Annotated in this window: 24 protein-coding genes and 1 other RNA gene; 6 read left to right on the forward strand and 19 right to left on the reverse strand. The window is 64.4% G+C overall.

The genetic code is table 11. From position 1 onward, the window contains the following. Window positions 1-23: 23 nt before the first annotated feature. The gene (def, locus tag FCS99_RS15330) at window positions 24-548 is read right to left on the reverse strand and encodes a peptide deformylase (protein WP_138514148.1); all 525 of its coding nucleotides are present in this window, start codon (window positions 546-548) and stop codon (window positions 24-26) included. A 31-nt stretch (window positions 549-579) separates the two neighbouring features. Beyond that, entirely contained in the window at window positions 580-2022 is a 1443-nt protein-coding gene (gene rmuC, locus FCS99_RS15335) for a DNA recombination protein RmuC (RefSeq protein ID WP_138514150.1), read from the reverse strand. A gap of 150 nt (window positions 2023-2172) precedes the next feature. On the opposite strand from rmuC, the gene FCS99_RS15340 reads away from it, so the two are divergent. Further along, window positions 2173-3291, forward strand: coding sequence for a GNAT family N-acetyltransferase (locus tag FCS99_RS15340; protein ID WP_171036408.1), 1119 nt, complete (start codon window positions 2173-2175; stop codon window positions 3289-3291). A 90-nt stretch (window positions 3292-3381) separates the two neighbouring features. Beyond that, the gene (locus FCS99_RS15345; RefSeq protein ID WP_138514154.1) at window positions 3382-4521 is read left to right on the forward strand and encodes a PQQ-dependent sugar dehydrogenase; all 1140 of its coding nucleotides are present in this window, start codon (window positions 3382-3384) and stop codon (window positions 4519-4521) included. On the opposite strand, the gene FCS99_RS15350 is transcribed toward FCS99_RS15345, so the two are convergent. The 6 genes from FCS99_RS15350 to FCS99_RS15375 form a co-directional block, all read right to left on the reverse strand. After that, window positions 4518-5237: a queuosine precursor transporter gene (locus FCS99_RS15350; protein WP_138514156.1), complete on the reverse strand. Its 720-nt coding sequence runs from the start codon at window positions 5235-5237 to the stop codon at window positions 4518-4520. The two genes, FCS99_RS15345 and FCS99_RS15350, sit on opposite strands and share 4 nt — an antisense overlap. Before the next feature lie 63 nt (window positions 5238-5300). Continuing rightward, window positions 5301-5906 carry a recombination mediator RecR gene (gene recR, locus FCS99_RS15355; protein WP_138514158.1) on the reverse strand — a complete coding sequence of 202 codons (606 nt, stop codon included), beginning with the start codon at window positions 5904-5906 and terminating at the stop codon, window positions 5301-5303. Between the two features lie 23 nt (window positions 5907-5929). Next, the gene (locus FCS99_RS15360; protein WP_138514160.1) at window positions 5930-6253 is read right to left on the reverse strand and encodes a YbaB/EbfC family nucleoid-associated protein; all 324 of its coding nucleotides are present in this window, start codon (window positions 6251-6253) and stop codon (window positions 5930-5932) included. Then, the gene (locus FCS99_RS15365) at window positions 6250-8091 is read right to left on the reverse strand and encodes a DNA polymerase III subunit gamma/tau (RefSeq protein WP_138514162.1); all 1842 of its coding nucleotides are present in this window, start codon (window positions 8089-8091) and stop codon (window positions 6250-6252) included. Before FCS99_RS15365 ends, FCS99_RS15360 begins: the two co-directional genes overlap by 4 nt. 115 nt (window positions 8092-8206) lie before the next feature. After that, an RNA gene (ffs, locus tag FCS99_RS15370) (signal recognition particle sRNA small type) lies at window positions 8207-8305 on the reverse strand. Between the two features lie 44 nt (window positions 8306-8349). Next, window positions 8350-8571, reverse strand: coding sequence for a hypothetical protein (locus FCS99_RS15375; RefSeq protein ID WP_138514164.1), 222 nt, complete (start codon window positions 8569-8571; stop codon window positions 8350-8352). 123 nt (window positions 8572-8694) lie between these two features. Here FCS99_RS15375 and FCS99_RS15380 point away from each other — a divergent pair, with 123 nt between their 5' ends. Beyond that, window positions 8695-10059: an MBL fold metallo-hydrolase RNA specificity domain-containing protein gene (locus tag FCS99_RS15380; RefSeq protein WP_138514166.1), complete on the forward strand. Its 1365-nt coding sequence runs from the start codon at window positions 8695-8697 to the stop codon at window positions 10057-10059. A 93-nt stretch (window positions 10060-10152) separates the two neighbouring features. After that, a complete protein-coding gene (gene nudC / locus FCS99_RS15385) occupies window positions 10153-11073 on the forward strand; it encodes an NAD(+) diphosphatase (RefSeq protein ID WP_138514168.1) in 921 nt (306 codons plus the stop codon). A gap of 29 nt (window positions 11074-11102) precedes the next feature. Here nudC and FCS99_RS15390 read toward each other — a convergent pair whose 3' ends face one another. Both FCS99_RS15390 and FCS99_RS15395 read right to left on the reverse strand, forming a co-directional pair. Continuing rightward, on the reverse strand, window positions 11103-11675 hold the full coding sequence (locus tag FCS99_RS15390) for a carboxymuconolactone decarboxylase family protein (RefSeq protein ID WP_138514170.1): 573 nt from the start codon (window positions 11673-11675) through the stop codon (window positions 11103-11105). Between the two features lie 268 nt (window positions 11676-11943). Continuing rightward, window positions 11944-12471, reverse strand: a complete 528-nt coding sequence (locus FCS99_RS15395) for a porin family protein (protein WP_138514172.1) — start codon at window positions 12469-12471, stop codon at window positions 11944-11946. Between the two features lie 354 nt (window positions 12472-12825). On the opposite strand from FCS99_RS15395, the gene FCS99_RS15400 reads away from it, so the two are divergent. Then, window positions 12826-13521, forward strand: coding sequence for a c-type cytochrome (locus tag FCS99_RS15400; protein WP_138514174.1), 696 nt, complete (start codon window positions 12826-12828; stop codon window positions 13519-13521). A 70-nt stretch (window positions 13522-13591) separates the two neighbouring features. Here the strand turns inward: FCS99_RS15400 and FCS99_RS15405 are convergent, their stop codons facing one another. Genes FCS99_RS15405 through FCS99_RS15415 form a run of 3 tightly spaced genes read right to left on the reverse strand, consistent with a single transcriptional unit; the run spans window position 13592 to window position 16196 of the window. Continuing rightward, window positions 13592-14461, reverse strand: coding sequence for a C40 family peptidase (locus FCS99_RS15405; protein ID WP_138514176.1), 870 nt, complete (start codon window positions 14459-14461; stop codon window positions 13592-13594). After that, window positions 14401-14802: a MarR family transcriptional regulator gene (locus FCS99_RS15410; RefSeq protein WP_138514178.1), complete on the reverse strand. Its 402-nt coding sequence runs from the start codon at window positions 14800-14802 to the stop codon at window positions 14401-14403. The genes FCS99_RS15405 and FCS99_RS15410 overlap by 61 nt, the downstream gene beginning before the upstream one ends. A 35-nt stretch (window positions 14803-14837) precedes the next feature. Then, the gene (locus tag FCS99_RS15415) at window positions 14838-16196 is read right to left on the reverse strand and encodes a leucyl aminopeptidase family protein (RefSeq protein WP_138514180.1); all 1359 of its coding nucleotides are present in this window, start codon (window positions 16194-16196) and stop codon (window positions 14838-14840) included. Between the two features lie 110 nt (window positions 16197-16306). Here FCS99_RS15415 and FCS99_RS15420 point away from each other — a divergent pair, with 110 nt between their 5' ends. Next, a complete protein-coding gene (locus tag FCS99_RS15420) occupies window positions 16307-17104 on the forward strand; it encodes a tetratricopeptide repeat protein (protein ID WP_138514182.1) in 798 nt (265 codons plus the stop codon). Here FCS99_RS15420 and FCS99_RS15425 read toward each other — a convergent pair. The 6 genes from FCS99_RS15425 to FCS99_RS15450 form a co-directional block, all read right to left on the reverse strand. Further along, window positions 17098-17571, reverse strand: a complete 474-nt coding sequence (locus FCS99_RS15425; RefSeq protein ID WP_138514184.1) for an OsmC family protein — start codon at window positions 17569-17571, stop codon at window positions 17098-17100. The genes FCS99_RS15420 and FCS99_RS15425 overlap by 7 nt on opposite strands. 57 nt (window positions 17572-17628) lie before the next feature. Next, window positions 17629-18126: a hypothetical protein gene (locus FCS99_RS15430; protein ID WP_138514186.1), complete on the reverse strand. Its 498-nt coding sequence runs from the start codon at window positions 18124-18126 to the stop codon at window positions 17629-17631. A 61-nt stretch (window positions 18127-18187) separates the two neighbouring features. Next, on the reverse strand, window positions 18188-19183 hold the full coding sequence (locus tag FCS99_RS15435; protein WP_138514188.1) for a type II secretion system F family protein: 996 nt from the start codon (window positions 19181-19183) through the stop codon (window positions 18188-18190). A 7-nt stretch (window positions 19184-19190) separates the two neighbouring features. Further along, a complete protein-coding gene (locus FCS99_RS15440) occupies window positions 19191-20183 on the reverse strand; it encodes a type II secretion system F family protein (protein ID WP_233352868.1) in 993 nt (330 codons plus the stop codon). A gap of 2 nt (window positions 20184-20185) precedes the next feature. Next, entirely contained in the window at window positions 20186-21739 is a 1554-nt protein-coding gene (locus FCS99_RS15445) for a CpaF family protein (RefSeq protein WP_138514190.1), read from the reverse strand. A 6-nt stretch (window positions 21740-21745) separates the two neighbouring features. Beyond that, on the reverse strand, window positions 21746-23257 hold the full coding sequence (locus FCS99_RS15450; protein WP_171036409.1) for an AAA family ATPase: 1512 nt from the start codon (window positions 23255-23257) through the stop codon (window positions 21746-21748). Window positions 23258-23272 lie beyond the last annotated feature (15 nt).

The raw sequence follows: 23272 nt of genomic DNA on the forward strand, positions 1-23272 counted from the left end.
TGATCAGGAAATGAGGGCGGAGCCTAGGCCGCGTCCTTGTCCTTGGCCTTCTCGACCTTTTTTACCTTCTGGACCGCGCGATTGCGCTTCAGACGGGAGAGATAATCGATGAAGAGCACGCCTTCGAGATGGTCCATCTCGTGCTGGATGCAGACGGCGTACATACCCTCGGCGATCTCGTCGACCTGATTGCCATCATAGTCCATGGACTGGACGCGGATACGGTCGGGGCGCTCCACCTCGTCGAACACGGTCGGCACGGACAGACAGCCCTCTTCATAGGGCTGCAGCGTGTCGGACGGATCCGACAGGACCGGATTGACGAAGAATTTCGGGGCCGGCTCTTCATCCGGCTTGGCCAGGTCCATCACGATGACGCGCTTGGGCACGCCGATCTGGATCGCCGCCAGGCCGATGCCGTCGGCGGCGTACATGGTGTCCAGCATGTCGTCCATGAGCGCACGAAGATCGTCATCAACCTTTTCAACCGGTTGGGAGACTTCCTTCAGGATCGGATCCGGGACGGTGCGAATTTCACGTATAGCCATGAGCCCTAGATAGTCCCGACGGCTTAAGGGTTCAAGAATCGACCGCTTCGGGTGCTGACAAGGCAGGGGCGTCTTCGTCGGCACTCTCGGCGCCGGCCGCATCCAGGTAATCGGACGGCAGGGATTTTCGCGCATTGGCGCCCAGCGTCTTCAGCATCTCGGTCTGACGCACCAGATTGCCCCGTCCTTCAACCAGCTTGCCTTTGGCATCGCTCCAAGCCTGTTTCGCACTGTCGATCCGGCTTCCGACCTTTTCCAGGTCCGTCACGAAGCCTTCGAACTTGTCGTAGAGCGCGCCAGCCCGGTCGGCGATATCGATCGCGTGACGGTTCTGGCGGTCAATGGTCCACAGATTGCCCACCGTGCGCATCGCCATCATCAGCGTGGTGGGCGTGGCGATCATCACATTGCGATCCCAGGCATAGGCCGACAATTCCGGATCATTTTGCAGGGCCAGCGAGGCGGCCCCTTCCAGCGGGATGAACATCAAGGTGAAGTTCACGCCCTCATAGAGCCGGGCATAATCCTTCTCGCCGAGCGCCTTGATATGGGCCCGGACCGAGGCGAGATGCTGCTTCAAGGCGGCCTTCTGGGCTGTGTCGTCCTCGGCATTCACACAGCGCTCGAAAGCGGTCAGCGAGACCTTGGAATCGATCACCAGGCGGTGCTCGCCCGGCATTTCCACGATCACGTCGGGGCGCAGAAGCGCCCCTTCATCATTCCGCTCGGTCTGCTGGGTGAAGTAATGCTCATTCTCACGCAGGCCGGCGCGTTCCAGGATGGTGGTGAGCACCATTTCCCCCCAATCGCCCTGCACCTTGGAGGAAGACCGCAGCGCATTCGCGAGGTTCTGGGCGTCCTCGGACATGCGCGCGGCATCCTTGCGCACCGTCTCCATCAGCATCTTGATCTCGCCGCCATGCTGGGAGCGTTCCTTGGCGTCGGTCTCCACCTTGGTCCGGAATTCGCTGAGCTGGTCCCGCAGCGGCTTAAGCAGGACTTGCAGGTTTTCCGTGCTCTGCTTGTTCAGCTCGGCACCGGAGGATTTGAGGATTTCATTGGCGGTCAGCTTGAACTGTTCGGTCAGGCGCTCGCGTGCCTTCTCCAGCTCGGCCAGCTTGTCGGTATGGTGTTCCATCGTGGCGCGATGCTCGGCCTTGAGGCTGGCATGTTCGCGCGCCAGGGCATCCTTTTCCTGCTCCAGCGCTTCCAGCTTGATGCGCAGCCGGTCGCGCTCCTCCACCGCCCCGTCCAGGCGGGCCAGTTGTTCGCGCACCTGAGCCGCAGCTTCGGTCGATGCTTCGGCGCGCTGGCGCCAGTCATCGCGTTCCGCGCGCAGGCGTTCGGCCTCGTCGGCCGCAAAGCCATCCTCGGCCCGCGGCCGGCGCAGGAGCAGTACGGCCATCAATCCGCCCACCAGGGCGATGGCGGCCAGGATCAGCCAGGTTTCAAGGGCGATTTCGGTCAAGGTCATGCGTGGGTCCTGCGTTTGTCCGTATTCTGCGTGAGTCGGTGATCAGCGACCAGCATGGCAGATGCGCGCGACAAAACCTGACACCCCCTGTCAGGCGAATCCGGCCCGGCTCTTGCTTCACACAGGGGCAAGGGACGCAGGAGGATGGCGATGCGCACGCGGATCGTTTCAATTGAGGACATCACAGCGGGCGAAATCGTCCAGTGGAATGCCTGGGCGTGCCAGGACGGCCAGTTGGTCAGCCCCTATCTGCGGTTCGAATTTGCCGAAACCATTGCCCGGACCCGTAATGATGTCCGCGTCGCGATCCTGGAAGATGAGAACGGCCTGGCCGGCTTCTTCCCGCACCACGCGCCCTGCGGCGGCATCATCCGCCCGGTCGGCGCGCCGATGAGCGACTATCAGGGGATCATCGCCCGCCCCGGTGCCAGCTTCGACCTCGCCCACGTGGTCCGCGCCTGCGGCACGTCCGCCTTGGTCTTCGACAATTGGCACACGGCGGACGGCCTGTCGCCGGCAGCCCGGCGGGAACGCGATGGCAGTGTGATCGTCGATCTGGCGGACGGGGCCGAGGCCTATTTCGCCGACCGGCGCGCGCTCCACAAGGATCACTTCAAGAAGACCGCGCGCCGCCTGCGGGGCGCCGAGCGGGATTTCGGGGCCGTACGGGTCGAATTGGGGGACCCCAAAGGCGCGGCCTTTGCGCAGCTCCGGGCCTGGAAGTCGAAGCAGTACACCACAACCGGCAAGCTGGATGTCTTCTCCATCAACTGGGTGCAGGACGTGCTTCGCGACCTGCGCCGCCGTGAAGGCCAGGAGTTTTCCGGCCTGACCGCCTCGCTCTGGTTCGGCGACCGGCTCGCCGCGGTCGAATTCGGCCTGGTCGCCGGCGATGTCTATCATTCCTGGTTCCCGGCCTATGACCCGGACTTGGCCAAATACTCGCCCGGCCTCCTCTTGCTGCACGGCCTGTTCGAACAGGCCCATGAGCGCGGTCTGTCGCGGATCGATCTGGGCCGGGGCGGGGTTCACTACAAGAAATACTATGCCAGTTACGAAGTTCCGCTCGACCAGGGCCGTCTGCTGGTGCCGGGTCTGGCCGCGGCGGGAATCCGCAGCTGGGAAATGGCCGAAAGCCTGGCCGGCCTGATGCCCGAGCGGCTCGCCAACCTGCCGGTCCGGCTGCGTCGACGCTGGTCTCAGGTCAGCGCCTTCCAGCCGCGCCTGGCCCCGCGCCTCGCGAGCTTCACGACCTCCATCTCGCTATAAACAGATAAGCGTAACCTTCAGCGCAACACCCCCTTCATTCCGCCACATCCCGCCCCTAAAATCGCGGTGAGTTGCAGGAGTGATCCGCGTATGCGCGCCATGGCGAGCACATTGGCCCTTTTGGTCCTGTCCGGGATGATGCCCGCGACAGCCGGGGCCCAGACCGAGATTTTCGAGACAGAGCAGGCCGATTTCACCCTGGTGACCGTTGCGGAGGGGCTCGACCATCCCTGGTCCCTGGCCGCCCTGCCCGGTGGGAATTTTCTGGTGTCCGAACGGGCCGGCGCGTTGCGCTATGTCGAACAGGGCACGCTGCGCCCCGAGGCCGTGACCGGTCTGCCGCGCGTGATGAACGACAATCAGGGCGGCCTGCTGGGCCTGGCCCTGCATCCCGATTTCGAGACGACGCGCTGGGTCTATTTCGCCTATTCGGAAGGCTCGTCCAGCGCCAACCATACCGCGCTCGGCCGCGGACGGCTCAGCGAGGACGGACGTGCACTGCATGAGGTTGAGACCCTGTTTCGGGTCAATATCGACAAGGCGCGCGGCTATCATTTCGGGGGACGCATCGTCTTCCAGCCCGATGGCACCCTGGTGCTGACCCTGGGTGATGGTGGTCTCTACCGGGATGAGGCCCAGAATCTGGGCAATCACCTGGGCAGCGTGGTCCGGCTCAATGATGACGGCACCGTCCCTTTCGACAATCCCTATGCCTCGGCCCGCGGGGCCCAGCCGGAGATCTACACCTGGGGCCACCGCAATGTGCAGGGCATTGCGTTCAACCCGCAGACCGGCAGCCTTTGGGCCCATGAACACGGGCCGCGCGGCGGGGACGAGATCAACATTCTGGAGCCCGGTCGCAATTATGGATGGCCGGCGATTTCCTATGGCATCAATTACGACGGGACCCCGGTCTCCGATGCCACGCATGCAGACGGCATGGAGCAACCGGTCTGGTTCTGGGATCCCTCCATCGCGCCTTCCGCCATGGCGTTCTACCAGGGCGAGGAATTCCCGGACTGGCAGGGTGATCTCTTCATCGGTGCCCTGGCCGGAGAACATCTGGTCCGCTTCGAGATCGAGGGCGACCGGATCATCTCCACAGAAGAGCTCCTGTCCGGCCTGGGCGAACGCATCCGCGACGTCGCAGTGGCCCCGGACGGGCATCTCTACCTGCTAACGGATTCCCGCGATGGCCGGATGCTGCGCCTGGACCGGGTCATTCCCTAGCCGCGCATGTCCGTCAGCCGCCGGCCTTCCGCGAAATTGCGCAGGAGATAAACTGCCGGTGTATCCAGCACGGCGACGGTGATCTTGAAGATCACCTGGCCCAGGATGAGATTGCCGATCTCGGCCCAGCTGAAAACCCCGGCAAAGGCGACCGAGATGAAGATCGTCGAATTGAGGATCTGCGAGACGATGGTGGAGATGTTGTTGCGCAGCCAGAGCCGGTTCTTGCCCTGATCGCGCAGACGCAAATGGTGGAAGATCAGCACATCGGCCAGGGCACTGACCCCGAAGGCCACCAGTCCCGCGAAATTGGTCCGGTTGCCCGAGGAAAACACTGACACGAATTCCGACTGCCGGTCCGGCGTCCAGCTGTCCGCTGCGGACATGAAGGGCAGCACGGCCTCGACATGCATGGCGTAAATCAAGAGCAGGGCGACGAGAAAGCGCATCGCCACGCCGGTCAGGACGACGCAGAGCGCATAGCCCCGCCCCCAGACCTCGCTGATCACATCCGTCGCCAGATAGGTCAGGCCGAAAGCCAGGGTTCCCGCCGGTACCAGGACCACGAGCGGGCCTAGCTGGACTTCATGTACCTTGATGGCGGTCAGGGCGGCCAAAACGAGCGACACCATGAACAGCCCGGTGCAGAAGAACAGCACGAAGGCTTTCCGGGTGACTTTTTCCGGATGCATGGCGGCATCAACTGACGGATCCAAGGACGCCCCTCCCTTATCTCGTGGGCAAAGGATAGGCCGATTTGGTTTCGAGAAAAGGCGGAACTAGACCGAGGACCGGCTTCGGAAGGCCGCCGCCAGGGTCCCGTCGTCCAGATAATCCAGTTCCCCCCCGACCGGCACACCCCGGGCCAGCGAGGTCACGGAGACACCGCAGGGCTCCAGCTTGTCAGCCAGGTAGTGGGCGGTGGTCTGTCCGTCCACCGTGGCATTGAGCGCCAGGACGATCTCGGTCACATCCGCCTCGGAGGCGCGCTCCACCAGGCGGGCGATATTGAGGTCCTCCGGCCGGACGCCGTCCAGCGCCGAGAGGACACCGCCAAGCACGTGGTAGCGGCCCTTGAAAGCGCCGGCCCTCTCCAACGCCCACAAATCGCCCACGGTCTCGACGACACAGATGGCGCCATCCTGACGATTGGGCGCCGCGCACACAGCGCAGGGATCGGTGACGTCGAGATTGCCGCAGGTCGAACAGGCCTGGATCTTGTCCGCGGCATCGGCCAGCGCATCGGCCAGCGGCCGCATCAGCACATCGCGCTTGCCGAGCAGCTGCAGGGCGGCCCGGCGCGCCGAGCGCGGGCCCAGCCCCGGCAGTTTCGCCAGCAGGGTGATCAGGCGTTCAATCTCCGGCCCGGCGGACGCACTGCGCATGGATATTGTTCCCTGAAAGCGGCTCAGAACGGCATCTGCATGCCGGGCGGAAGCTCGAGCCCGCCGGCGGCGTCTTTCAGGATTTCCTGCTGACGCTGTTCCGCCTTGCGGCGCGCATCATTGTGCGCGGCCAGGATCAGGTCTTCGAGGATTTCCGGTTCTTCCGGATCGATCAGCGACTTGTCGATATTGACGCCTTTCAGGTCGCCCTTGGCGGTCATGCTCACGCTGATCATGCCGGCCCCGGCTTCACCCGTGACCACTTCCTCATCGAGCTTGGCCTGGGCGTCAGCCATTTTCTGCTGCATGGCCTGCGCCTGCTTCATCAGGCCCATCAGGTCCTTCATGCCCGTTTCTCCGTCGTTCGGGTTTCATCCTTGCCGTCATCCGCCGAGACGGCGTCACGGACGGCCAAAATCTCTGCTCCGGGGAAGAGGCGCAAGGCCTCGGCGACAGCCGGATCGCGGCGCGCCTGCTCCAGCCGTTCCGCCTCCAGCCGTTTGCGCCGCTCCGCCCAGGTCTCCCCGCCCTGCGCATCACCGCTGGCCAGGATGGCCCAGCGGGCCCCCGTCCATTCCAGCAGGCGCTTGGCCAGACGCTGGCCCAGATCGGCCGGACAATCCGGCTCGGGCTGATAGGTGAAGGAGCCCGGCTTGAAGCCGGCCGGGCGGACATAGCGTTCCACATCAGTCTGCAGGGCGATATCGCGCTTTTCCCGCAGGAGTTCGATCAGGGCCTCGAACGTCTCCGGCCCGTCTACCGGCACTTCGCCCTCCGGACGGGTCCGATCGGGCGGGCTGACCGGTTCGAAGACGGTCTGGGGCGCCGGTGCCGGTTCGGGTCTGGCCTCCGGCATCCTGTCCGCCGGCGCCATGGACGCCGGCTCAGGCTTTCCCGGCGCCTCCCCGCCAGAGGCGGGTGCCGGAGCGGGGGCGGGCGAAGCCGGATGCCCTGCCAGAATGCGCGCCGCCTCTTCCGGTCCCGGCAGCGAAGCCGCCGCTGCAAGGCGCAGTACGGTCATGTCGGCCGCGGCCAGCGGATCCGGCGCATTGCGCACATCATCCAGCCCGGTCAGCAGGATTTTCCAGAGCCGGGTCAACTGCCCCAGCGACTGGGCATCCGCCAGTTTGGACAGGCGTTCCACGGTATCAGCGGCTTCACCCAGATCTGCTCCGGCGCCAGCCGCCTTCACCCGAGACAGGGCGTGGACGAAATCGAGCAGGTCCCGGGTGATCACCACCGGATCCCCGCCGGCATCATAGAGCGAGGCCAGTTCGGCGAGGGCTTCGGAGGTCTGGCCGGTCAGGGCTTCTTCCAGAAGATCCAGGACACGCGCCCGGTCGGCCAGGCCCAGCATGTCTCGGATTTGCGGCGCGGAGACCGGGCCGTCCTCTTCACTGCCCTGGACAATCGCCTGGTCGAGCAGGGAGAGCGCATCGCGCACGGAACCTTCCGCGGCGCGGGCGATCAGGGACAGGCCCTCACGCTCGACATGGGCATTTTCCAGGCGACAGATGCGCTCGAGATGATCGGTGAGAACCTCGCGATCGATCCGCTTGAGATCGAAACGCTGGCAGCGCGACAGCACGGTCACCGGCACCTTGCGGATCTCCGTGGTCGCGAAAATGAATTTGGCGTGCTCCGGCGGTTCCTCGAGTGTCTTCAACAGGGCGTTGAAGGCCGAGGTGGAGAGCATGTGCACCTCGTCAATGATGTAGACCTTGTAGCGGGCCGACACCGGCGCATAGCGCACGCCTTCCAGGATTTCCCGGATATCGCCGACACCGGTGCGCGAGGCGGCGTCCATTTCCATCACATCGACATGGGCCGAGCGGGCAATGGCTTCGCAATGCGCACCCGGGAAATTGAGATCCATGGACGGACCATCGACCTCGTCGGACACGTAGTTCAGGGCGCGGGCAATCAGGCGGGCCGTCGTGGTCTTGCCGATCCCGCGCACGCCGGTGAGCATGTAGGCATGGGCGATCCGGCCGGCCGCAAAGGCATTGGTCAGGGTGCGCACCATGGCGTCCTGACCGATCAGATCCTCGAATTTCGACGGGCGGTATTTTCGCGCCAGCACCTGATAACCCGGATCGGGCGTCGTGGCGGGCAGGTCGAGTCCCGGCATCAGGACGTCGTCGCTCGCTCCGGTATCGTCGGTGGAGAGCGGGGTGTCGTCCATGGGATCCTGTCAGATGGCTAGAGGGCGGCGCGATACGGCTCGCCGGGCAACCGGGGAGCCGGTCTTGAGCCTAGAGCAAGATTCGCGTTTCACGAAACGCCTGACGCTGAATTGAAGTGGAAGACCGGACAGCGACCCGAGTAAAAACTCGTTACGGCTGCTTCCTTCCGGACCTGACCGGGTTGGCGAGGCACTCGTCCACCGCCGGCCTTCCGCGCCCTATATCGCGTGCCGATGCCCGTAACGCAAGGCGCGCCTTCATTGCGTGGGGTAGAATTCTGCACCGCCCAGATGCGCCGCCGCTGCCAGGAAACTGGCATGCTCGTCCAGGGCGGCGATCAGATCCTCATTGCCGCCACCGGAAATCAGCAGGTCGCGCCAGTATCCCGTTACCCGGGACTGGGTTTCCAGCCAGTCCCTGACAGCCATCTGGGCATGATCGGCCTGGTGCATCGCCAAGCGTTCGGATTTCAGGTCCATGGGTCACCTCCTGACCGCGATTATCTGCGAGTCATTCTCAATTGCAAGATGGGCGTGACATTTTTCCGCAAGGCAATCGCGGATTTCTGTCGCAGAATGCGGGCGAGGCAATGGAAGCGATCCATGGAAAGTTTGACCCTGACCTGTCTGGGCGCCGCAGGAACCGTCACCGGTTCGCGGCACCTTCTGGAAGCGGACGGCACCCGCCTCCTGCTGGATTGCGGCATGTTCCAAGGCCGCCGGGATATACGCACCCGCAACTGGGCCGCCTTCGGTGTCGATCCCTCCAGCCTCGACGCCATCCTGCTCTCGCATGCACATCTGGATCATTCCGGCTATCTGCCGCGCCTGATCCGGGAGGGTTTTGACGGCGACATCCTGTGCACGCCGCCGACCGAGGATTTGTGCCGCATCCTGCTCAGTGACAGCGGCTATCTGCAGGAACGGGACGCGGAATATGCCAACCGCAAGCGCTTTTCCCGTCATGAACCCGCCCTGCCCCTCTACACGCAGAAGGATGCCGAAGAGGCGATGGACTATTTCAGCGCCCGCCCCTTCGACACGGATTTCGACCTGCCCGGCCAGGCCCGGGCCCGCTTCAACCGGGCCGGCCACATTCTGGGTGCTGCCACGATCTCGCTCGACTGGAAGGGCCGGCGCATCGCCTTCTCCGGTGACCTGGGGCGTTTCGGGGATCCGATCATGTGCGAACCGGCGCCCATTCCCGAGGCGGACTATCTCCTTCTGGAGACCACCTATGGCGACCGCCTGCACGAAACCCGTGATGCCGGCGAAGTCCTGGCCGGCATCGTCAAGCGGACCGTGAGACGCGGCGGCACGCTGATCATCCCCGCTTTCGCCGTCGGCCGCTCGCAATTGATGATCTATTTCCTCTGGAAGCTGCGCCAGGCCGGACAATTGCCGCCGGTGCACGTCTATCTGGACAGTCCGATGGCGATCAATGCGAGCCATCTGCTCACGCGTCATATCGGGGAGCACAAGCTCTCCCGCGAAGACGCCGAGGCGATGAGCCGCTCGGTGGAATATGTCCGCGAGGCGGAACGGTCCAAGGAGATCACCGCCGATCCCATGCCCAAGATCATCATCGCGGCCAGCGGCATGGTGACGGGCGGACGGGTGCAGCACCATCTCAAATCCTACGCCCCGGACCGGCGCAACACGATCCTGTTCAGCGGCTTCCAGGCCCCGGGTACGCCGGGTGCCGCCATCGTCGCCGGGGCCGACGAGGTGCGCATCCATGGCCGAACGGTCGACATCGAGGCGGAAGTGGCCGATCTGCCCATGCTGTCCGCCCATGCGGATGCCAACGGGATCATCGCCTGGCTGCGCCATTTCAAACGCCCGCCCCGGCGCACCTTCCTGGTGCATGGCGAACCCCATGCCTCGCGGGCGCTGCGCGACCGGATCGAGAGTGAGCTGGGCTGGGACTGCGTCATCCCGGAACATCGCGAGCGCTTTGACCTGTAACCGGTGCCCCGGTGTTGAAGCCCTCCGGCGAACGGCCTAAATCTCGGGTCTCTCCTGCGCCTTGCGGCGCACCCTGCTGCACAGGCCTGCCCCATGAATGACCGCACCCTGCTCGCCGGCGACCGCCCGATGGTTTTCGCGGGCTCGCCGCTCGACCGTGGCGATGCCCTACGCCGGGACGAGGACCGGGTTTCCGCCCTGATGGACGGGGATGAAGGCTGGTGGATGATCCTGGCGGACGGTGAGGCCTTGCTGCAGCCGGATGGCAATCTTTTCTGGTTCCATCCCAGCGAAGCCCGGGCCCTGGACCTCATGCCGACGCGCATCTTCTTGGGCCATTATCGCGGCTCGCCCTGTTTTGCGGCACAATTGACGGAGGAGGCCCCTGTTCCGGACGGTGTGGAACCGGTCGATCCGCGCCGCGCCGCCATGGGGATGAGCCCGGACGAGGCGGCGCTCTACGGCTATGCGCGCTCCATCCTGCTCTGGCACGAGCATCACCGTTTCTGCGCCAATTGCGGGACGGCCACGACCGTGAAAGGCGGCGGCACGCGGCGGCAATGCCCCGGCTGCCACAAGGAGCATTTCCCGCGGGTCGATCCGGTGGTGATCATGTTGGCGACGAATGGTGATGAATGCCTGCTCGGGCGCCAGTCTTCCTGGCCGGAAGGCATGTGGTCCGCCCTCGCCGGCTTCACGGAACCCGGCGAGACGCTGGAAGAGGCCTGTGCCCGCGAACTCAATGAGGAAGCCGGCGTCACCGCCGACATTCCCGCCATTCGCTATGTGATGGGCCAGCCCTGGCCGTTTCCGTCATCCTTGATGATCGGACTGGTCGCGCCGGTCAGCGACGCCACGATCACGGTGGATACGCATGAGCTGGAGTCCGCGCGCTGGTTCCACCGTGACGAGGTCGCCGCCATGCTGGCAGGTACGCATCCGGAGGCCGCCATGCCGCCCTCCATCGCCATCGCCCGCCGCTTGGCGGAATTATGGGTGGCCGGACGGATCTGACCCGCCCGGCCCCGGGCCGTCCCGCCGGATCAGTGCGCGTGGGACAGGATCGGCTTGGACCAGGCCATGGACTGGAAGGCCTCGTCCAGCGGTGTCTCCGCGATATGATTGAGGTAGTTGGTCATTGTCTTGACCGTCACCCCCTGGATCACGTCCAGCACATTCGCCTTGGTGAAGCCGGCTTTCAGGAAGGCATCCACATCGGACCGCTCCACCAGGCCGCGCTCGCGGACGATGGCGAGGGTGAACTGGCGCAACGCTTCCAACCGCGTGTCCTGGCGGATCGCCTCGCCATCGCGGATCGTCATGATGATATCCCGGTCCAGCCCGACTTCGAGGGCCAGGGTGGAGTGCACGGCGACGCAGTATTCGCAGTTGTTGGCGAAACTCGTGGTCAGCAGGACGATCTGCTGCTCGATCGCGGTCAGACCGCTCTGCGCGAAGGTCTGGCTCATCGACATGTAGCCGCCCAGCGCACTCGGTGACCCGGCCAGCTCGCCCAGGACATTCGGCACGAAACCGTATTTCGCCTTGGCCTTGTTGAGCAGGGGGCGGGACGCGGCCGGAGCCTGGTTCTCGTCGAAAATGGTCAGTTGAGTCATCGGTTACCCTTTCATGCGTTGACTGATGAAGTCCGCTAAACAGGGGCGCCGGAGGCAGAGGGGAGCAGCCGGCGCACGGGCTCAGGGAGCGCCGCGGCGGCAGGGCGGGTGGCCGGGCCGGACACGCGGCGGCACACACGGATGGCGGGTTTCTGCACCCCACCAGCCGGACCGGAACTCTAGCACATCCGGTCTCCCGAGACGACTCAAAGCAAAAAGGCCGCACCCGAAAGCGCGGCCTTTTCTTCATCCAAACCGGATGGAGGGATCAGCCACCGAAACGGCGGACATAGGCAATGCCGAACGCGTCTGCGTCGGAGCCTTCGTCAAACTCGTAGCGGGTGTAGTCGACGCGGACGCCATTATTGCCCGAGAAGAACCACTCGCCGCCCACGCCATAGGCCCAGGCATTGTCATCATCGCTGACATTGTAGCCAGCAGCGGAGGCTTCGGCGTCGGCCACGGTGTAGCCGGCCCGCAGGAAGACATTGGCCTGGTCATTGGACCACGGACGCACGACGCCGAACACGCCGGCGGCATAGTTCAGCTCGACGTCCACATCGGTGCCAAGCACGTCCACCGTGTCGTCGCCAACGCCGATGTTCAGCTGGCCTTCAACGCCGAAATACTGGTTGAAGTCATAGCCGCCACGCAGGGCCAGGCTGTCGAGATCGACACCGTCGAGGTCGAAACGCTCATAACCGGCACCGAGGGTGAATTGCGGCGCATCCTGGGCCGAAGCGGTGGCGGTCAGGGCCAGAACGGAGAGGGAGGCTGCAATAAGGGAACGGTACATTGTCTGAAGACCTTTTTTGAGTTGGCGTGGTTGTCGCCACGCACGTGTGAAACCCCAGCGAGGCGGCGAGATGGGTGTCGCCCAAGGCGGATTCAAGGCGCAAAAATGGCCGAACTGCGGAGGCGTCACACACGGGTGGAAACAAACGCGTGATGACAGGCCTCGGCACCATTGCAGCGGCAGGCTCCCGCGTCCGGTGACAGGCTCCGGTCGCTCGCCCGGATGAAATTTCACTCATTTTCCGGACATGCGGCGTGTTAACGCATGCACAAGAGCGCGCTGGAGTGTTGCTTGCGGCCCCGCCTCATGCCAAACACGGGGCCGATTGTGACCTGACTGATTTTGGGGGCGTCCATGGGCGATCTCTTCTTTAACAAGATTGCCGGTGTAGTCATCGGAGCCGTTCTGGCCGTGATGGGCATCACCGAGCTGGGCCATATGCTGGTGCCGTCGCATGGCGCACACGAGCTGACGGCTGAAAACACCAGCTATCCGGTCGACTGGGCTTCGATCGAATCCGGTGCCGGCGGCGCGGCCGTCGAAGAGGACACCGGTCCGACCGACTATGGCGCACTTCTGGCCGCCGCCGATATCGCCAGCGGTGAGCGGGCTGCCCGCCGTTGTGCCTCCTGTCACACGTTCGAGCAGGGCGGCGCCAATGGCGTGGGTCCGAACCTCTGGGGTGTGGTCGGTGCCGAAATCGCCTCCCATGACGGCTTCTCCTATTCCGACGCGCTGACCAGCCTGGAAGGCAATTGGGACTTTGAACGCCTGAGCCACTTCATCGAGAACCCGAGCGCCTTCGCACCGGGTACGGCGATGTCCTTCCGCGGTCTGCGTGACGAGGCCACCCGCATGGATCTCCTGGTCTATCTGCGCAGCCTGTCCGACAATCCGCTGCCGCTGCCGGCGGCTGACGAGGTGGCCGAGGACGTGACCGAGATGGCCGAGGACGCCGCTGACGCCATGGGCGACATGGCCGACGAAGCGACCGAGACGGCGGCTGAAATGGCGCCTGAAACGAACGACGAGCCGAACGGCGACCACTAGACTCCGCCTCCCGCATCAAAAATCAGAAGGCCCGGCTGGTTTCAGCCGGGCCTTTTGCTTTGGGAATCAGTCAGCCGGCGGTGGGGTCGAGCGGCACGCGCACAATCGTCCGCACCGGATTCTCCGCGTCCCGGATACGGGCCTCCGCCTCGGCAAACGGCTCCAGCGTCGTGTCCATCGTGTGGCCGTTGGCGTGCAGGAAAAACTCGCTGTCGGTCATGATGCCGACATGGCCGGGCCAGAAGACGACATCGCCGCGCTGGCGGTCCGGATCGGCCGTCACATCCGGCCAGCGCGCCTTCAGGGCCGCTTCCTGCTGGTCGGCATCGCGCGGGGCATCAAAGCCCGCCGCCCGCATCGCCATCTGCAGCAGGCCGGAACAATCCAGACCCAGGCTTTCCTTGCCGCCCCACAAATAGGGCGTGCCGAGAAAGGCTTCCGCGACCGCCACGAAGTCCGGCGCCGTCACATCCAGGGCCGCCGTATGGGCCTCGATCACCCAACCCAACCCCTTGGCTTCAACGAACCGTCCCTGGCGCTCACCGGCATCAAAACAGGCATTGAGGCTGAGCAGGCATTCCGGCGCTGTCTTGATGTCCGGCTCGGAGAAGGCATAGGTGCGCAGCACGCTGATCTTGCGGCTGACCGGCAGGACGGCATGGGTGAAGCCGCTCAGATCGACCCAGCCGACATAACCGCCAGCCCGGGAAAAACCCCAGGCCCAGCCGTCCACCTCTTCCAGAACTGCGAAAACCTCGCCGCACAAAACCTGGTCATCCATGGCACCGGTCGGTGACGGCGTCCGGCGGATCGGCGCGGCCGGGACATGGCATTGCCGGTCGACCGGCTCAACAAAGCGCTCGGCCTCGACCTGTCCCTTCAGATGCGCGGCTGCGAGATCGGGACGGGCGGGTGTGAGACGGGGATCCAGTTGGGGCATGTCCGGGTTTCCTCGGCGCGTAGAGCGACACGTTCGCCGTAATCGTACAGAAACACGGCCCCTTTGACAGTCCGGTGTACCGAGACGTCCCGCTTGTCGGCCTGGTCCTTCTTGCGCCGGACGAAGCCCTGGCGTTCCAGCACATCCAGGGCCCGTGTCACGGCCGGTTTGGGCAGGTCAAGCTGTTTGGACAAGTCCCGCACGGCATGCGGGCCGGGCCGCATGAAGATGGCGAGTAGGAGCGCAAACTGGCGCGCCGTCAGGTCCGCGGTCGCCCCGCGGACACTGTCAGCCGACACTCGTCGCATCATCTCAAGCGAAGTCATCGCCTGCGACGCCATGGATACGCTCCCGAAGAAAAAGCCGTCTATCGGCCCTAATCTTGGAACCGCTCCTTGAGCATTTGGTAAACGGCGCGCGCGGCATGCATGTCGCCCCCCTTGGGACGGCCCGGACGCTCCTTGGGATTCCAGGCGAAAATGTCGAAATGCATCCAGGCGGCATCGCCGACGAAGCGCCGCAGGAAAAGCGCCGCCGTGATCGATCCGGCCATCGGCATTGCCGTGGAATTGACGATGTCGGAAATCTCGCCGTCGATATCGGCCTCATAGCCATCCCAGAGCGGCATGCGCCAGACCGGATCGGCGACCTTGAGCGCTGAAGCGGACAGGTCTGCGGCCAGCATGTCGTCATCGGTATAGAAAGGCGCCACTTCCGGCCCCAGCGCGACGCGGGCGGCGCCGGTCAGCGTGGCAAAATCAAGCAGGAGGTCGACATCATGCTCGGTCGCCTTTGCCAAAGCATCGGCCAGGACGAGACGCCCCTCGGCATCGGTATTGTCCACCTCGACCGTGAGCCCCTTGCGGGAATCCAGCACATCGCCCGGGCGGAAAGCACCGGCCCCGACCGCATTCTCCACCGCCGGCACCAGCAGATGCAGGCGCACCGGCAAGCGGGCCGCCATGATCATCTTGGCCAGGCCCATCGCATTGGCGGCTCCGCCCATATCCTTCTTCATCAGGCGCATGAATTGCGCGGCCTTGAGATCCAGACCGCCCGTGTCGAAGCAGACCCCCTTGCCGACCAGGGCCAGGCGGGGGTGGTTCTCGTCACCCCATTCCAGCTCCAGCAGACGCGGCGCTTCCGCCGCTGCCCGCCCGACCGCATGGATCATGGGATAGTTCTGGGCCAGCAGATCATCACCGCGCACCACCGAGACCTGGGCGCCATAGGCATCGGCCAGTTCGCGGAAGGCCGCTTCCAGCCCCTCCGGTCCCATCCGGTCGGCCGGCGTGTTGACCAGGTCCCGGGTCAGCGTGACAGACGCCACGATGGCGGCCGCCTCGTCCGCATCGGCCCCCTTGGGCGGCACCAGGCGGGCCGGTTTGCGATCAGCCTTCTTGAACGCTGTGAAGCCGTAACCGCCCAGCCCCCAGGCCGTCATGGCCAGAGTCTCATCCCAATCTTCCGGCAATGCCTCGATCGCCCAATCGCCTTCCGGCAGCTTGCGGGCCGCCGCTCCGAGCGCGAACACATCCTTGCCCTCGCCAATCCCGAGCCAGGCCGCGCTGTCGGAGTCGGACGGCCAGAGAACAATCTGGCCCGCCTGCCCCGTGAAGCCCGCCGCCAGGGGCTTCAACCCGGCCGGGAGTGCGTCCACCAGGCGCGCGGCATCGGCCTTGCTGACAAGCTTGAGGGCCAACCCCTCGCCTGTAGGTGCAAAAATATCGCTCATTGCCTCTTCGCCTTTTTTGCCGGGTTTGAAATCAACCCATCGTGATTAACCCATTTTTGACCGGGTCAGCGCAGTTTCAAGGCACGCTCACAGTAAACCGGCCGAAAACCATGCGCCTGATCCATGCTCTGCTCCCGCTGACTGCCCTCACGCTCGCCGCCTGCGCCACCACGGCTGCAACGGAAGAGGAACAGGCTGTCATCGACACGATGAACGCGAACACGATCGTTCCGGCCTCGACAGCCGAACGCCAGGCGATTCGCAGCCAGGACATGCTGACCCAGGCAGCGTTCTGGGCCGAAGCCTATGAACTCAACCCGTCCGACCGGGAAGCCGCGCTGGAATTGTCGCTGGCCCTCCGCCAGCTGGGCAATCACCGCCGCGCCGCAGAAGTCGCCCAGCAGACGCTGGCGCTTTATCCTGACGACACCGACATCCTGCTCGCCCATGGCAGCGCGCTCGCCGCCGCCGGCCGCGGAGCCGCCGGGCTGGACAGTCTGCGCCGCGCCAACCAGCTCGCTCCGGGCAATTGGCGGGTTCTGAACGCGCTGGGCGTGGCCCAGGAACAGGCCGGCCAGGCCGAGGCCGCCCGCCTCTCCTTCCGCCAGGCCATGGAGCTGGATCCGGGCAATCCGTCCATCCTGTCCAATCTGGCGCTGTCCTATGCCGCCGCCGGTGAAGCCGAGACCGCCGAACGCATGCTGCGCGAAGCCATGATCCGCCCCGGCGCCGATGCCACCATTCGCCAGAACCTGGCCCTGGTGATCGCCCTGCAGGGCCGTTTCGACGAAGCCGAGACCATGGCCCGCGTCGATGTCACGCCGGAAATGGCCGAAGCCAACATGGCCTATATCCGCGCCATGCTGACCTCGCGCCGCCGCTATGACACGGTGACGGCCGGCTACTGATCCGCCACGCGGTAATCCGCCTCGCAGGTCACCGGAAACCGTACAGACCGGGCAATAAAGCAGTATTTGTGTATCTCTGCATGGATCGAATCGGCCCTGGCCGCGTCCATGCCCGGCGCCAGCGTGATCACTGGCCGCAGGGTCGCCCGCACGAACTGGCCCGCCCCGTCCGGCGCGGTTTCGCCAATTCCCTCGGGACAATCCTCATATCCCGTCACCACAATCCCCGCCACGCTGGCCAGGTGGAGATACCAGAGCATGTGACAGGCCGAGAGGGCCGAGAGAAGCATGTCTTCAGGATTGTGCAGGCCGGAATCGCCGCCCAGAAGCGGGTCATTGGAACACAGGACCACGGGTTTCCCCGGTGTTTCGACCTGCCAGGTCCGGTCATAGGCCTTGTAAGCGGAGGTGCCGGTGCCGCGATTGCCGGTCCAGGCGATACGGGCCGTGCAGGCGTGTTCGGTCATGTTCGTCTCCCGTTTGCGCCGGGAGATAGACCCGGTTGCTCGGGTCCGGCAAGCGGCTCAGGACACGCCGACCGGAGGCGGGGGCGGGGGCGGAGGCGGCGGCGGTCCGTCAGCCTCGTCCAGCGCCTTCAGGGGGAAGTCCTTGCGCAGCAACGGTGTCACCATGGTGTGGTCAAAGCGGAAATCCTCGACGAGCTCCCGCAATTCCGCCGGGGCCCGACCGTCCTTGGACTGTTCCGAACCGCGATAGAGCGCGTAGAGACGCAGATAATTCTTGTCGTCGAGCGAGAGCGAGGTGTCATCCAGACGGGAACACACCGTCACAAGACGCTGCACGGCCTGGCGTCTTCGGCCTGCCTTCATTTCGACCATGGCCGTCGCCAGACCCACTTTCCAGCCCATGTCGGCATAGTGGGTCTTGGGCGCCTCCGCGAGGCGTTGCCGGGCGGAATCAATGTCGTCCAGGCTGAGCGCATGCATGGCCTCGCCGACCGCCTGGTCAGCCAGACGGATGTCTTCGCGGCGTTTCTCGGCCGATTTGCGCCCGGAAAACATGGGCTGTGTCCACCTGTGCAACATGTCTGACGCCATACAAATAACGCGCCAGCGCGATTTGTTACATACTATTGAAGCGGATAATTGCCGGTCCGAGAATGACGACGAACAGAACCGGCAGGAAAAACACGATCATGGGCACGGTCAGCTTGGCCGGCAGGGAGGCAGCTTTCTTCTCCGCCGCGGCCAGGCGCATGTCCCGGTTTTCCTTCGCCATGACACGCAGGGCCTGCCCCAGGGGTGTACCATAACGCTCCGCCTGGATCAGGGAGGTACACACGGCCTTCACGCCCGGATGGTTGGTCCGCTTGGCCAGGTTCTCATAGGCCGTGCGACGGTCCTGCAGGTAGGACAGCTCAGCCGTCGTCAGCGACAATTCCTCGGCCAGCTCGATCGATTGCGATCCGACCTCGGTGGACACCTTGTGGAAGGCCGCCTCGATCGACATGCCCGATTCCACACAGATCAGCAGGAGGTCCAGCGCATCCGGGAAGGCCGCCATGATCGATTGCTGGCGCTTGGCGGCCAGATTGGAAAGGTAGAGGTTCGGCGCGTAATAGCCGAGCAGACCGAGGCCGAAGGAGAAACAGATCCGCGTGATCTGCGGCAGGCCGAAATCATTGACCACGAACACGTAGAACAACGCCCCGAGGAAGAGAATGATCGGCGACGCCAGGCGGAAGAAGTAGAAGGCGACCGCCGGCCGGTTGCCGCGCATGCCGGCCTGCTGCAGCTTTTCCTGAAGCGCCGGGTCCTCGAACGCCTTTTGCAGGTTGAGCGAGTCCACGACCTTGCGCATCACACCCTTGGCTTCGGCGCCGCGGATGGATCCGCCTCGGCCGCGCGAAGCCTCTTCCATGGCTTCGCGGCTCTTGCGGCGCAATTCCTCGCGGCGGTTGTTCACCGACTTGATGCGCTTGTCGAGCTTGTCCGTGCTCAGCATCGGCGCGCTCAACGTCACGATCGTGGCGAACACCAGAATCCCGCTGACCAGCATGATCAGGGATTCCGGGCTCGTCAGGAAATCGCGAATGTCGTTGAAGCCGATACCGAACATGCCTGCCTCAGATCTTGAAATTGATCATGCCGCGCATGACCATGATGCCGATGAACATCCAGGTCGCCCCGCCCAGCAGCATCAGCTGACCGGTCGGATGGACGAACATCTGGCCCATGTAGGACGGCGTGGTGGCATAGACGATGCCCAGAACGCCCGGCGGCAGCGAGCCGATGATCGCGGCCGAGGACTTCGCTTCCGACGACAACGCGCCGATTTTCTCGCGCATCATCTTGCGCGAGCGCAGCACGGTGGACAGGTTGGACAGGGTCTCGGCCAGATTGCCGCCCGTCTTCTGCTGGATGACCAGAACGGTCCGGAAGAAGTTCAGCTCAGGCAGCGGCATGCGTTCACACATCCGGTCCAGACCGTCCGGCAGGGACACACCGACAGCGATCCCCTCGACCAAGAGCTGGAACTCACCACGCACCGGGTCCGGACTTTCCGCCGCGATGATCTTGAGACATTCATTCAGCGGCAGACCGGATTTCACACCGCGCGTGATCACGTCCAGCGCATTGGCGAATTCCGAAGTGAATTGCTTCTGGCGGCGACCGCGCAGGAATCCCAGCCACCAACGCGGAAAGCCGAAGGTGCAGATCAGGGCCGCCATGCCGGTCACGACCAGGTTCTGGCCCGTGATGAAGGCAATCAGTGTGCCGGCCACGCCAGTGCCCGCGGAAATCATCCAGAAGGTCGTCGGCGTGAAGGACATGCCGGCCTGCTGGATTCGCGCCTTGATGGTCAGGGTCTTCTTGCGCTGGTCACGCTGGCGCTGTTCCAGATCCTTCAGGGATTCCTGGACCTGGCGCTTTCGTTGGGCGGCCTGGTCGAGCGCCGAGGTCTGGCGCTTGCCCCGCTGGAGGCCGCTTCCGACCGCACGATTGACGCGTTTTTTCGACTGGGCATCGCCCGCCGCACCGGCAGCGACCCAACCGATGCCGCCGACGGCGACGAAGGCCGCGAGGGCGGCCAGCATGAACATCATGTCCGGATTCATTCTCAGGCCTCCGCAGCGTCGAGCGCGTTCGCGAGTTCTCGCTCGAGACCGAAATAGCGCGCCCGGTCCCAGAACTTCGGACGGGCGATGCCGGTGGACACGTGGCGACCGGAAATCCGGCCATGCTCGTCCTCGCCCTGGATCTCGTACAGAAAGAGGTCCTGGGTCACGACGACGTCGCCTTCCATGCCGATCACTTCGGTGATGTGGGTGATCTTCCGTGAACCGTCGCGCAAGCGGGCGGCCTGGATCACGACATCGATCGAGCCGACGATCATTTCTCGGATCGTCTTGGCCGGCAGGTTGTAACCGCCCATCGTGATCATGGATTCGATACGGGACAGGCCTTCGCGCGGCGAGTTGGCGTGCAGCGTGCCCATCGAGCCGTCGTGACCGGTGTTCATGGCCTGCAGGAGGTCGAACGCCTCCGGGCCACGCACCTCACCCACGATGATCCGTTCCGGACGCATACGCAGACAGTTCTTGACCAGATCGCGCATGGTGACCTGACCGGACCCTTCCAGGTTCGGCGGACGCGTTTCCAGGCGGACCACGTGCGGCTGCTGCAGCTGCAGTTCGGCGGCGTCTTCGCAGGTGACCACGCGCTCATCTTCCTCGATGAAGCCGGTCATGCAGTTCAGCAGGGTCGTCTTACCGGAACCCGTACCGCCCGAGATCAGCACGTTACAGCGCGAGGCGCCGATGATTTCCAGAACCTTAGCGCCTTCAGGCGAGATGGAGTTGAACTCCACCAGGTTCCGCATCGTCAGCTTGTCTTTCTTGAACTTACGAATGGTCAGGGTCGGACCATCCAGCGCCAGCGGCGGTGCGATCACGTTGACACGCGAACCGTCCATCAGGCGGGCGTCACAGATCGGCGAGCTTTCATCGACCCGGCGGCCGACCTGGCTCACGATCCGCTGACAGATATTCATCAGCTGGGCATTGTCCCGGAAGCGGATATTGGTCTTCTCGACCTTGCCGTTCACTTCGATGAAGACGTCATCGGCGCCGTTGACCATGATGTCGGCGATGTCATCGCGCGCCAGCAGGGGCTCCAGCGGACCGAAGCCCAGCACGTCGTTGCAGATATCCTGGAGCAGTTGTTCCTGCTCCGCGATCGACATGGCGACATTCTTGATCGAGATGATCTCGGTGACGATGTCGCGGATCTCTTCGGCCGCCGTCTCATTGTCGAGACGCGCCAGCTGGCCCAGATCGATCGTGTCGATCAGCGCGTTGAAGATCGTCGTCTTGATCGCATAGTATTCTTCGGACCGTCCGCCGGGATCCGCGGCGGCGCGGGCGGCCGTCCGGGCCGCCGGTTTCGGCGCAGGTTTCGGGGCCGGCTTGGCCGACTGGAAACCCTGGGGCTTGGGAGCCGGTTTCGGCGCAGGTTTGGGGGCCGGTTTCGGCGCCGGCGCAGGGGCGGGAGCCGCCGACTGGGCCGGCGGTTCGGTTCGGGTTTCGGCATGCGAATCCGCCGACGGCGCCGCGGGCGGCGGCGCCGATGGGGCTGGACGTGATGTAGGACCTCCGGCGCGCTTGCCGAACATGGCGCACTAGCCTCCGAACAGATTTCCGAACAGGCCCCGCTTGCGCGGCGGGGCAGCGACACGACCCGTCACCAGGCCGGCCAGATGACCGAAGCCTTCCGCCGCTTTCGACTTGGCATCCAGCTCGGTGATCATCTGACCATTATTCGCTGCTTTGCCAAACAGTTGCGGTTCGAACGGCAGGACCAGGGCCGGCTGCACCCCCAGGGCTTCGGCGAAATCCTTCACCGGGATCTCCGGGCGTTTGGGCATGCCGGCCATATTGATCACCACGCGGGGCGCCTCGTCATTGGGACGCGCACTGGTGACCAGGTCGAACAGGTTTTTCGCATTGCGCAGCGAGGCCAGGTCCGGCGTCACGGTGACAACGACCTGATCGGCGCTCAACAGGGTCTGGCGCACCCAGGGCGACCACACATGCGGCAGGTCCAGGGTGACGAAGGGGGCCTGGCGGCGCACCTTGTCGAGGACCATTTCGTATTCCTGCGGCGCGAAATCCCAGTCCTTGTCCAGCGTGGCCGGGGCCGAGAACAGGCTCAAACGATCCGTGCAGCGAACCAGGAGACGATCCAGCAGGGCGTCATCGAGACGATCCGGGTCGCTCAGCGCGTCACCCAGCGTCTGGGCCGGATCCTGGTTGAAATCGAGACCCGCCGTCCCGAAGGACAGGTCGAGATCCATCAGCACCGCATCCGATTGCAGACCTTCGGTCAGCGCCCAGGTGCAATTGTGCGCCACGGTCGAGGAACCGACGCCGCCCTTGGAACCGATGAAGGCAATCGACTTGCCGGCAAAGGGCTGTTCCGGATCGAGAAAGAGTTCCGAAATCGTGCGGATCAGATGGATCGGCGTCATGGGCGGCACGATGTATTCGGACACGCCGCGCTTCATCAGCTCGCGATACAGGCCGATATCATTGGTCGCCCCGATGATGACCACCTTGGTATCGGGATCACAGACACCGGCGAGCTCTTCCAGCTGGTCGAACAGGCCACGGCCGCGCATGCCGCTCTCGATCACCAGAAGATTCGGCGTGGATTCATCGTGATAGCGCTCGATCGCAGCCGGCAATCCGCCCATCTCGATATCGACATGGGCCTTGGCCAGACGGCGGTCATTGGCGGAGTTCTCGATCAGGGCCGCGGTTTCCGGGCGCTCGCAGAAAGCGCCGATCGTGATACGCGGCACAGGCTGGTCGAGGAAATCATCGTCATCGACCTCGCCATACAGGGCGTCACCGGACGGCATGGCAGCCAGTTCTTCGCGCACGGCGTCAAAGTCCGGCATCTCCGGACGGATGGCCGGGCGTTCGGGCATTTCCGCTGCCTGCGGGGCCTCGAACTCGGTCTCGGCCTCGGCCATGAAGGGGTCTTCATCCTCCATGCCCTCACCGAACAGGCCGGCATCGCTGTCCTCGGTTTCACCCAGCAGGAGACGCTCTACGTCAGCGGCCTCCAGAAAGGGGTCGTCACCATCCAGGAAGTCATCATTCTTCAGGGCTCGATTGGCGTCGCTCATGTTCCGCATGCCCCC

The sequence above is a fragment of the Maricaulis alexandrii genome, assembly GCF_005871165.1.
Taxonomy (GTDB): Bacteria; Pseudomonadota; Alphaproteobacteria; order Caulobacterales; family Maricaulaceae; genus Maricaulis; species Maricaulis alexandrii.

Excerpts from the sequence above, each read along its gene's own strand:
- def (WP_138514148.1), bottom strand. The coding sequence starts at position 548 with ATGGCTATACGTGAAATTCGCACCGTCCCGGATCCGATCCTGAAGGAA.
- rmuC (WP_138514150.1), bottom strand. The coding sequence starts at position 2,022 with ATGACCTTGACCGAAATCGCCCTTGAAACCTGGCTGATCCTGGCCGCC.
- FCS99_RS15340 (WP_171036408.1), top strand. The coding sequence starts at position 2,173 with ATGCGCACGCGGATCGTTTCAATTGAGGACATCACAGCGGGCGAAATC.
- FCS99_RS15345 (WP_138514154.1), top strand. The coding sequence starts at position 3,382 with ATGCGCGCCATGGCGAGCACATTGGCCCTTTTGGTCCTGTCCGGGATG.
- recR (WP_138514158.1), bottom strand. The coding sequence starts at position 5,906 with ATGCGCAGTGCGTCCGCCGGGCCGGAGATTGAACGCCTGATCACCCTG.
- FCS99_RS15360 (WP_138514160.1), bottom strand. The coding sequence starts at position 6,253 with ATGAAGGACCTGATGGGCCTGATGAAGCAGGCGCAGGCCATGCAGCAG.
- FCS99_RS15365 (WP_138514162.1), bottom strand. The coding sequence starts at position 8,091 with ATGGACGACACCCCGCTCTCCACCGACGATACCGGAGCGAGCGACGAC.
- FCS99_RS15375 (WP_138514164.1), bottom strand. The coding sequence starts at position 8,571 with ATGGACCTGAAATCCGAACGCTTGGCGATGCACCAGGCCGATCATGCC.
- FCS99_RS15380 (WP_138514166.1), top strand. The coding sequence starts at position 8,695 with ATGGAAAGTTTGACCCTGACCTGTCTGGGCGCCGCAGGAACCGTCACC.
- nudC (WP_138514168.1), top strand. The coding sequence starts at position 10,153 with ATGAATGACCGCACCCTGCTCGCCGGCGACCGCCCGATGGTTTTCGCG.
- FCS99_RS15390 (WP_138514170.1), bottom strand. The coding sequence starts at position 11,675 with ATGACTCAACTGACCATTTTCGACGAGAACCAGGCTCCGGCCGCGTCC.
- FCS99_RS15395 (WP_138514172.1), bottom strand. The coding sequence starts at position 12,471 with ATGTACCGTTCCCTTATTGCAGCCTCCCTCTCCGTTCTGGCCCTGACC.
- FCS99_RS15400 (WP_138514174.1), top strand. The coding sequence starts at position 12,826 with ATGGGCGATCTCTTCTTTAACAAGATTGCCGGTGTAGTCATCGGAGCC.
- FCS99_RS15405 (WP_138514176.1), bottom strand. The coding sequence starts at position 14,461 with ATGCCCCAACTGGATCCCCGTCTCACACCCGCCCGTCCCGATCTCGCA.
- FCS99_RS15410 (WP_138514178.1), bottom strand. The coding sequence starts at position 14,802 with ATGGCGTCGCAGGCGATGACTTCGCTTGAGATGATGCGACGAGTGTCG.
- FCS99_RS15415 (WP_138514180.1), bottom strand. The coding sequence starts at position 16,196 with ATGAGCGATATTTTTGCACCTACAGGCGAGGGGTTGGCCCTCAAGCTT.
- FCS99_RS15420 (WP_138514182.1), top strand. The coding sequence starts at position 16,307 with ATGCGCCTGATCCATGCTCTGCTCCCGCTGACTGCCCTCACGCTCGCC.
- FCS99_RS15425 (WP_138514184.1), bottom strand. The coding sequence starts at position 17,571 with ATGACCGAACACGCCTGCACGGCCCGTATCGCCTGGACCGGCAATCGC.
- FCS99_RS15430 (WP_138514186.1), bottom strand. The coding sequence starts at position 18,126 with ATGTTTTCCGGGCGCAAATCGGCCGAGAAACGCCGCGAAGACATCCGT.
- FCS99_RS15435 (WP_138514188.1), bottom strand. The coding sequence starts at position 19,183 with ATGTTCGGTATCGGCTTCAACGACATTCGCGATTTCCTGACGAGCCCG.
- FCS99_RS15440 (WP_233352868.1), bottom strand. The coding sequence starts at position 20,183 with ATGAATCCGGACATGATGTTCATGCTGGCCGCCCTCGCGGCCTTCGTC.
- FCS99_RS15445 (WP_138514190.1), bottom strand. The coding sequence starts at position 21,739 with ATGTTCGGCAAGCGCGCCGGAGGTCCTACATCACGTCCAGCCCCATCG.
- FCS99_RS15450 (WP_171036409.1), bottom strand. The coding sequence starts at position 23,257 with ATGAGCGACGCCAATCGAGCCCTGAAGAATGATGACTTCCTGGATGGT.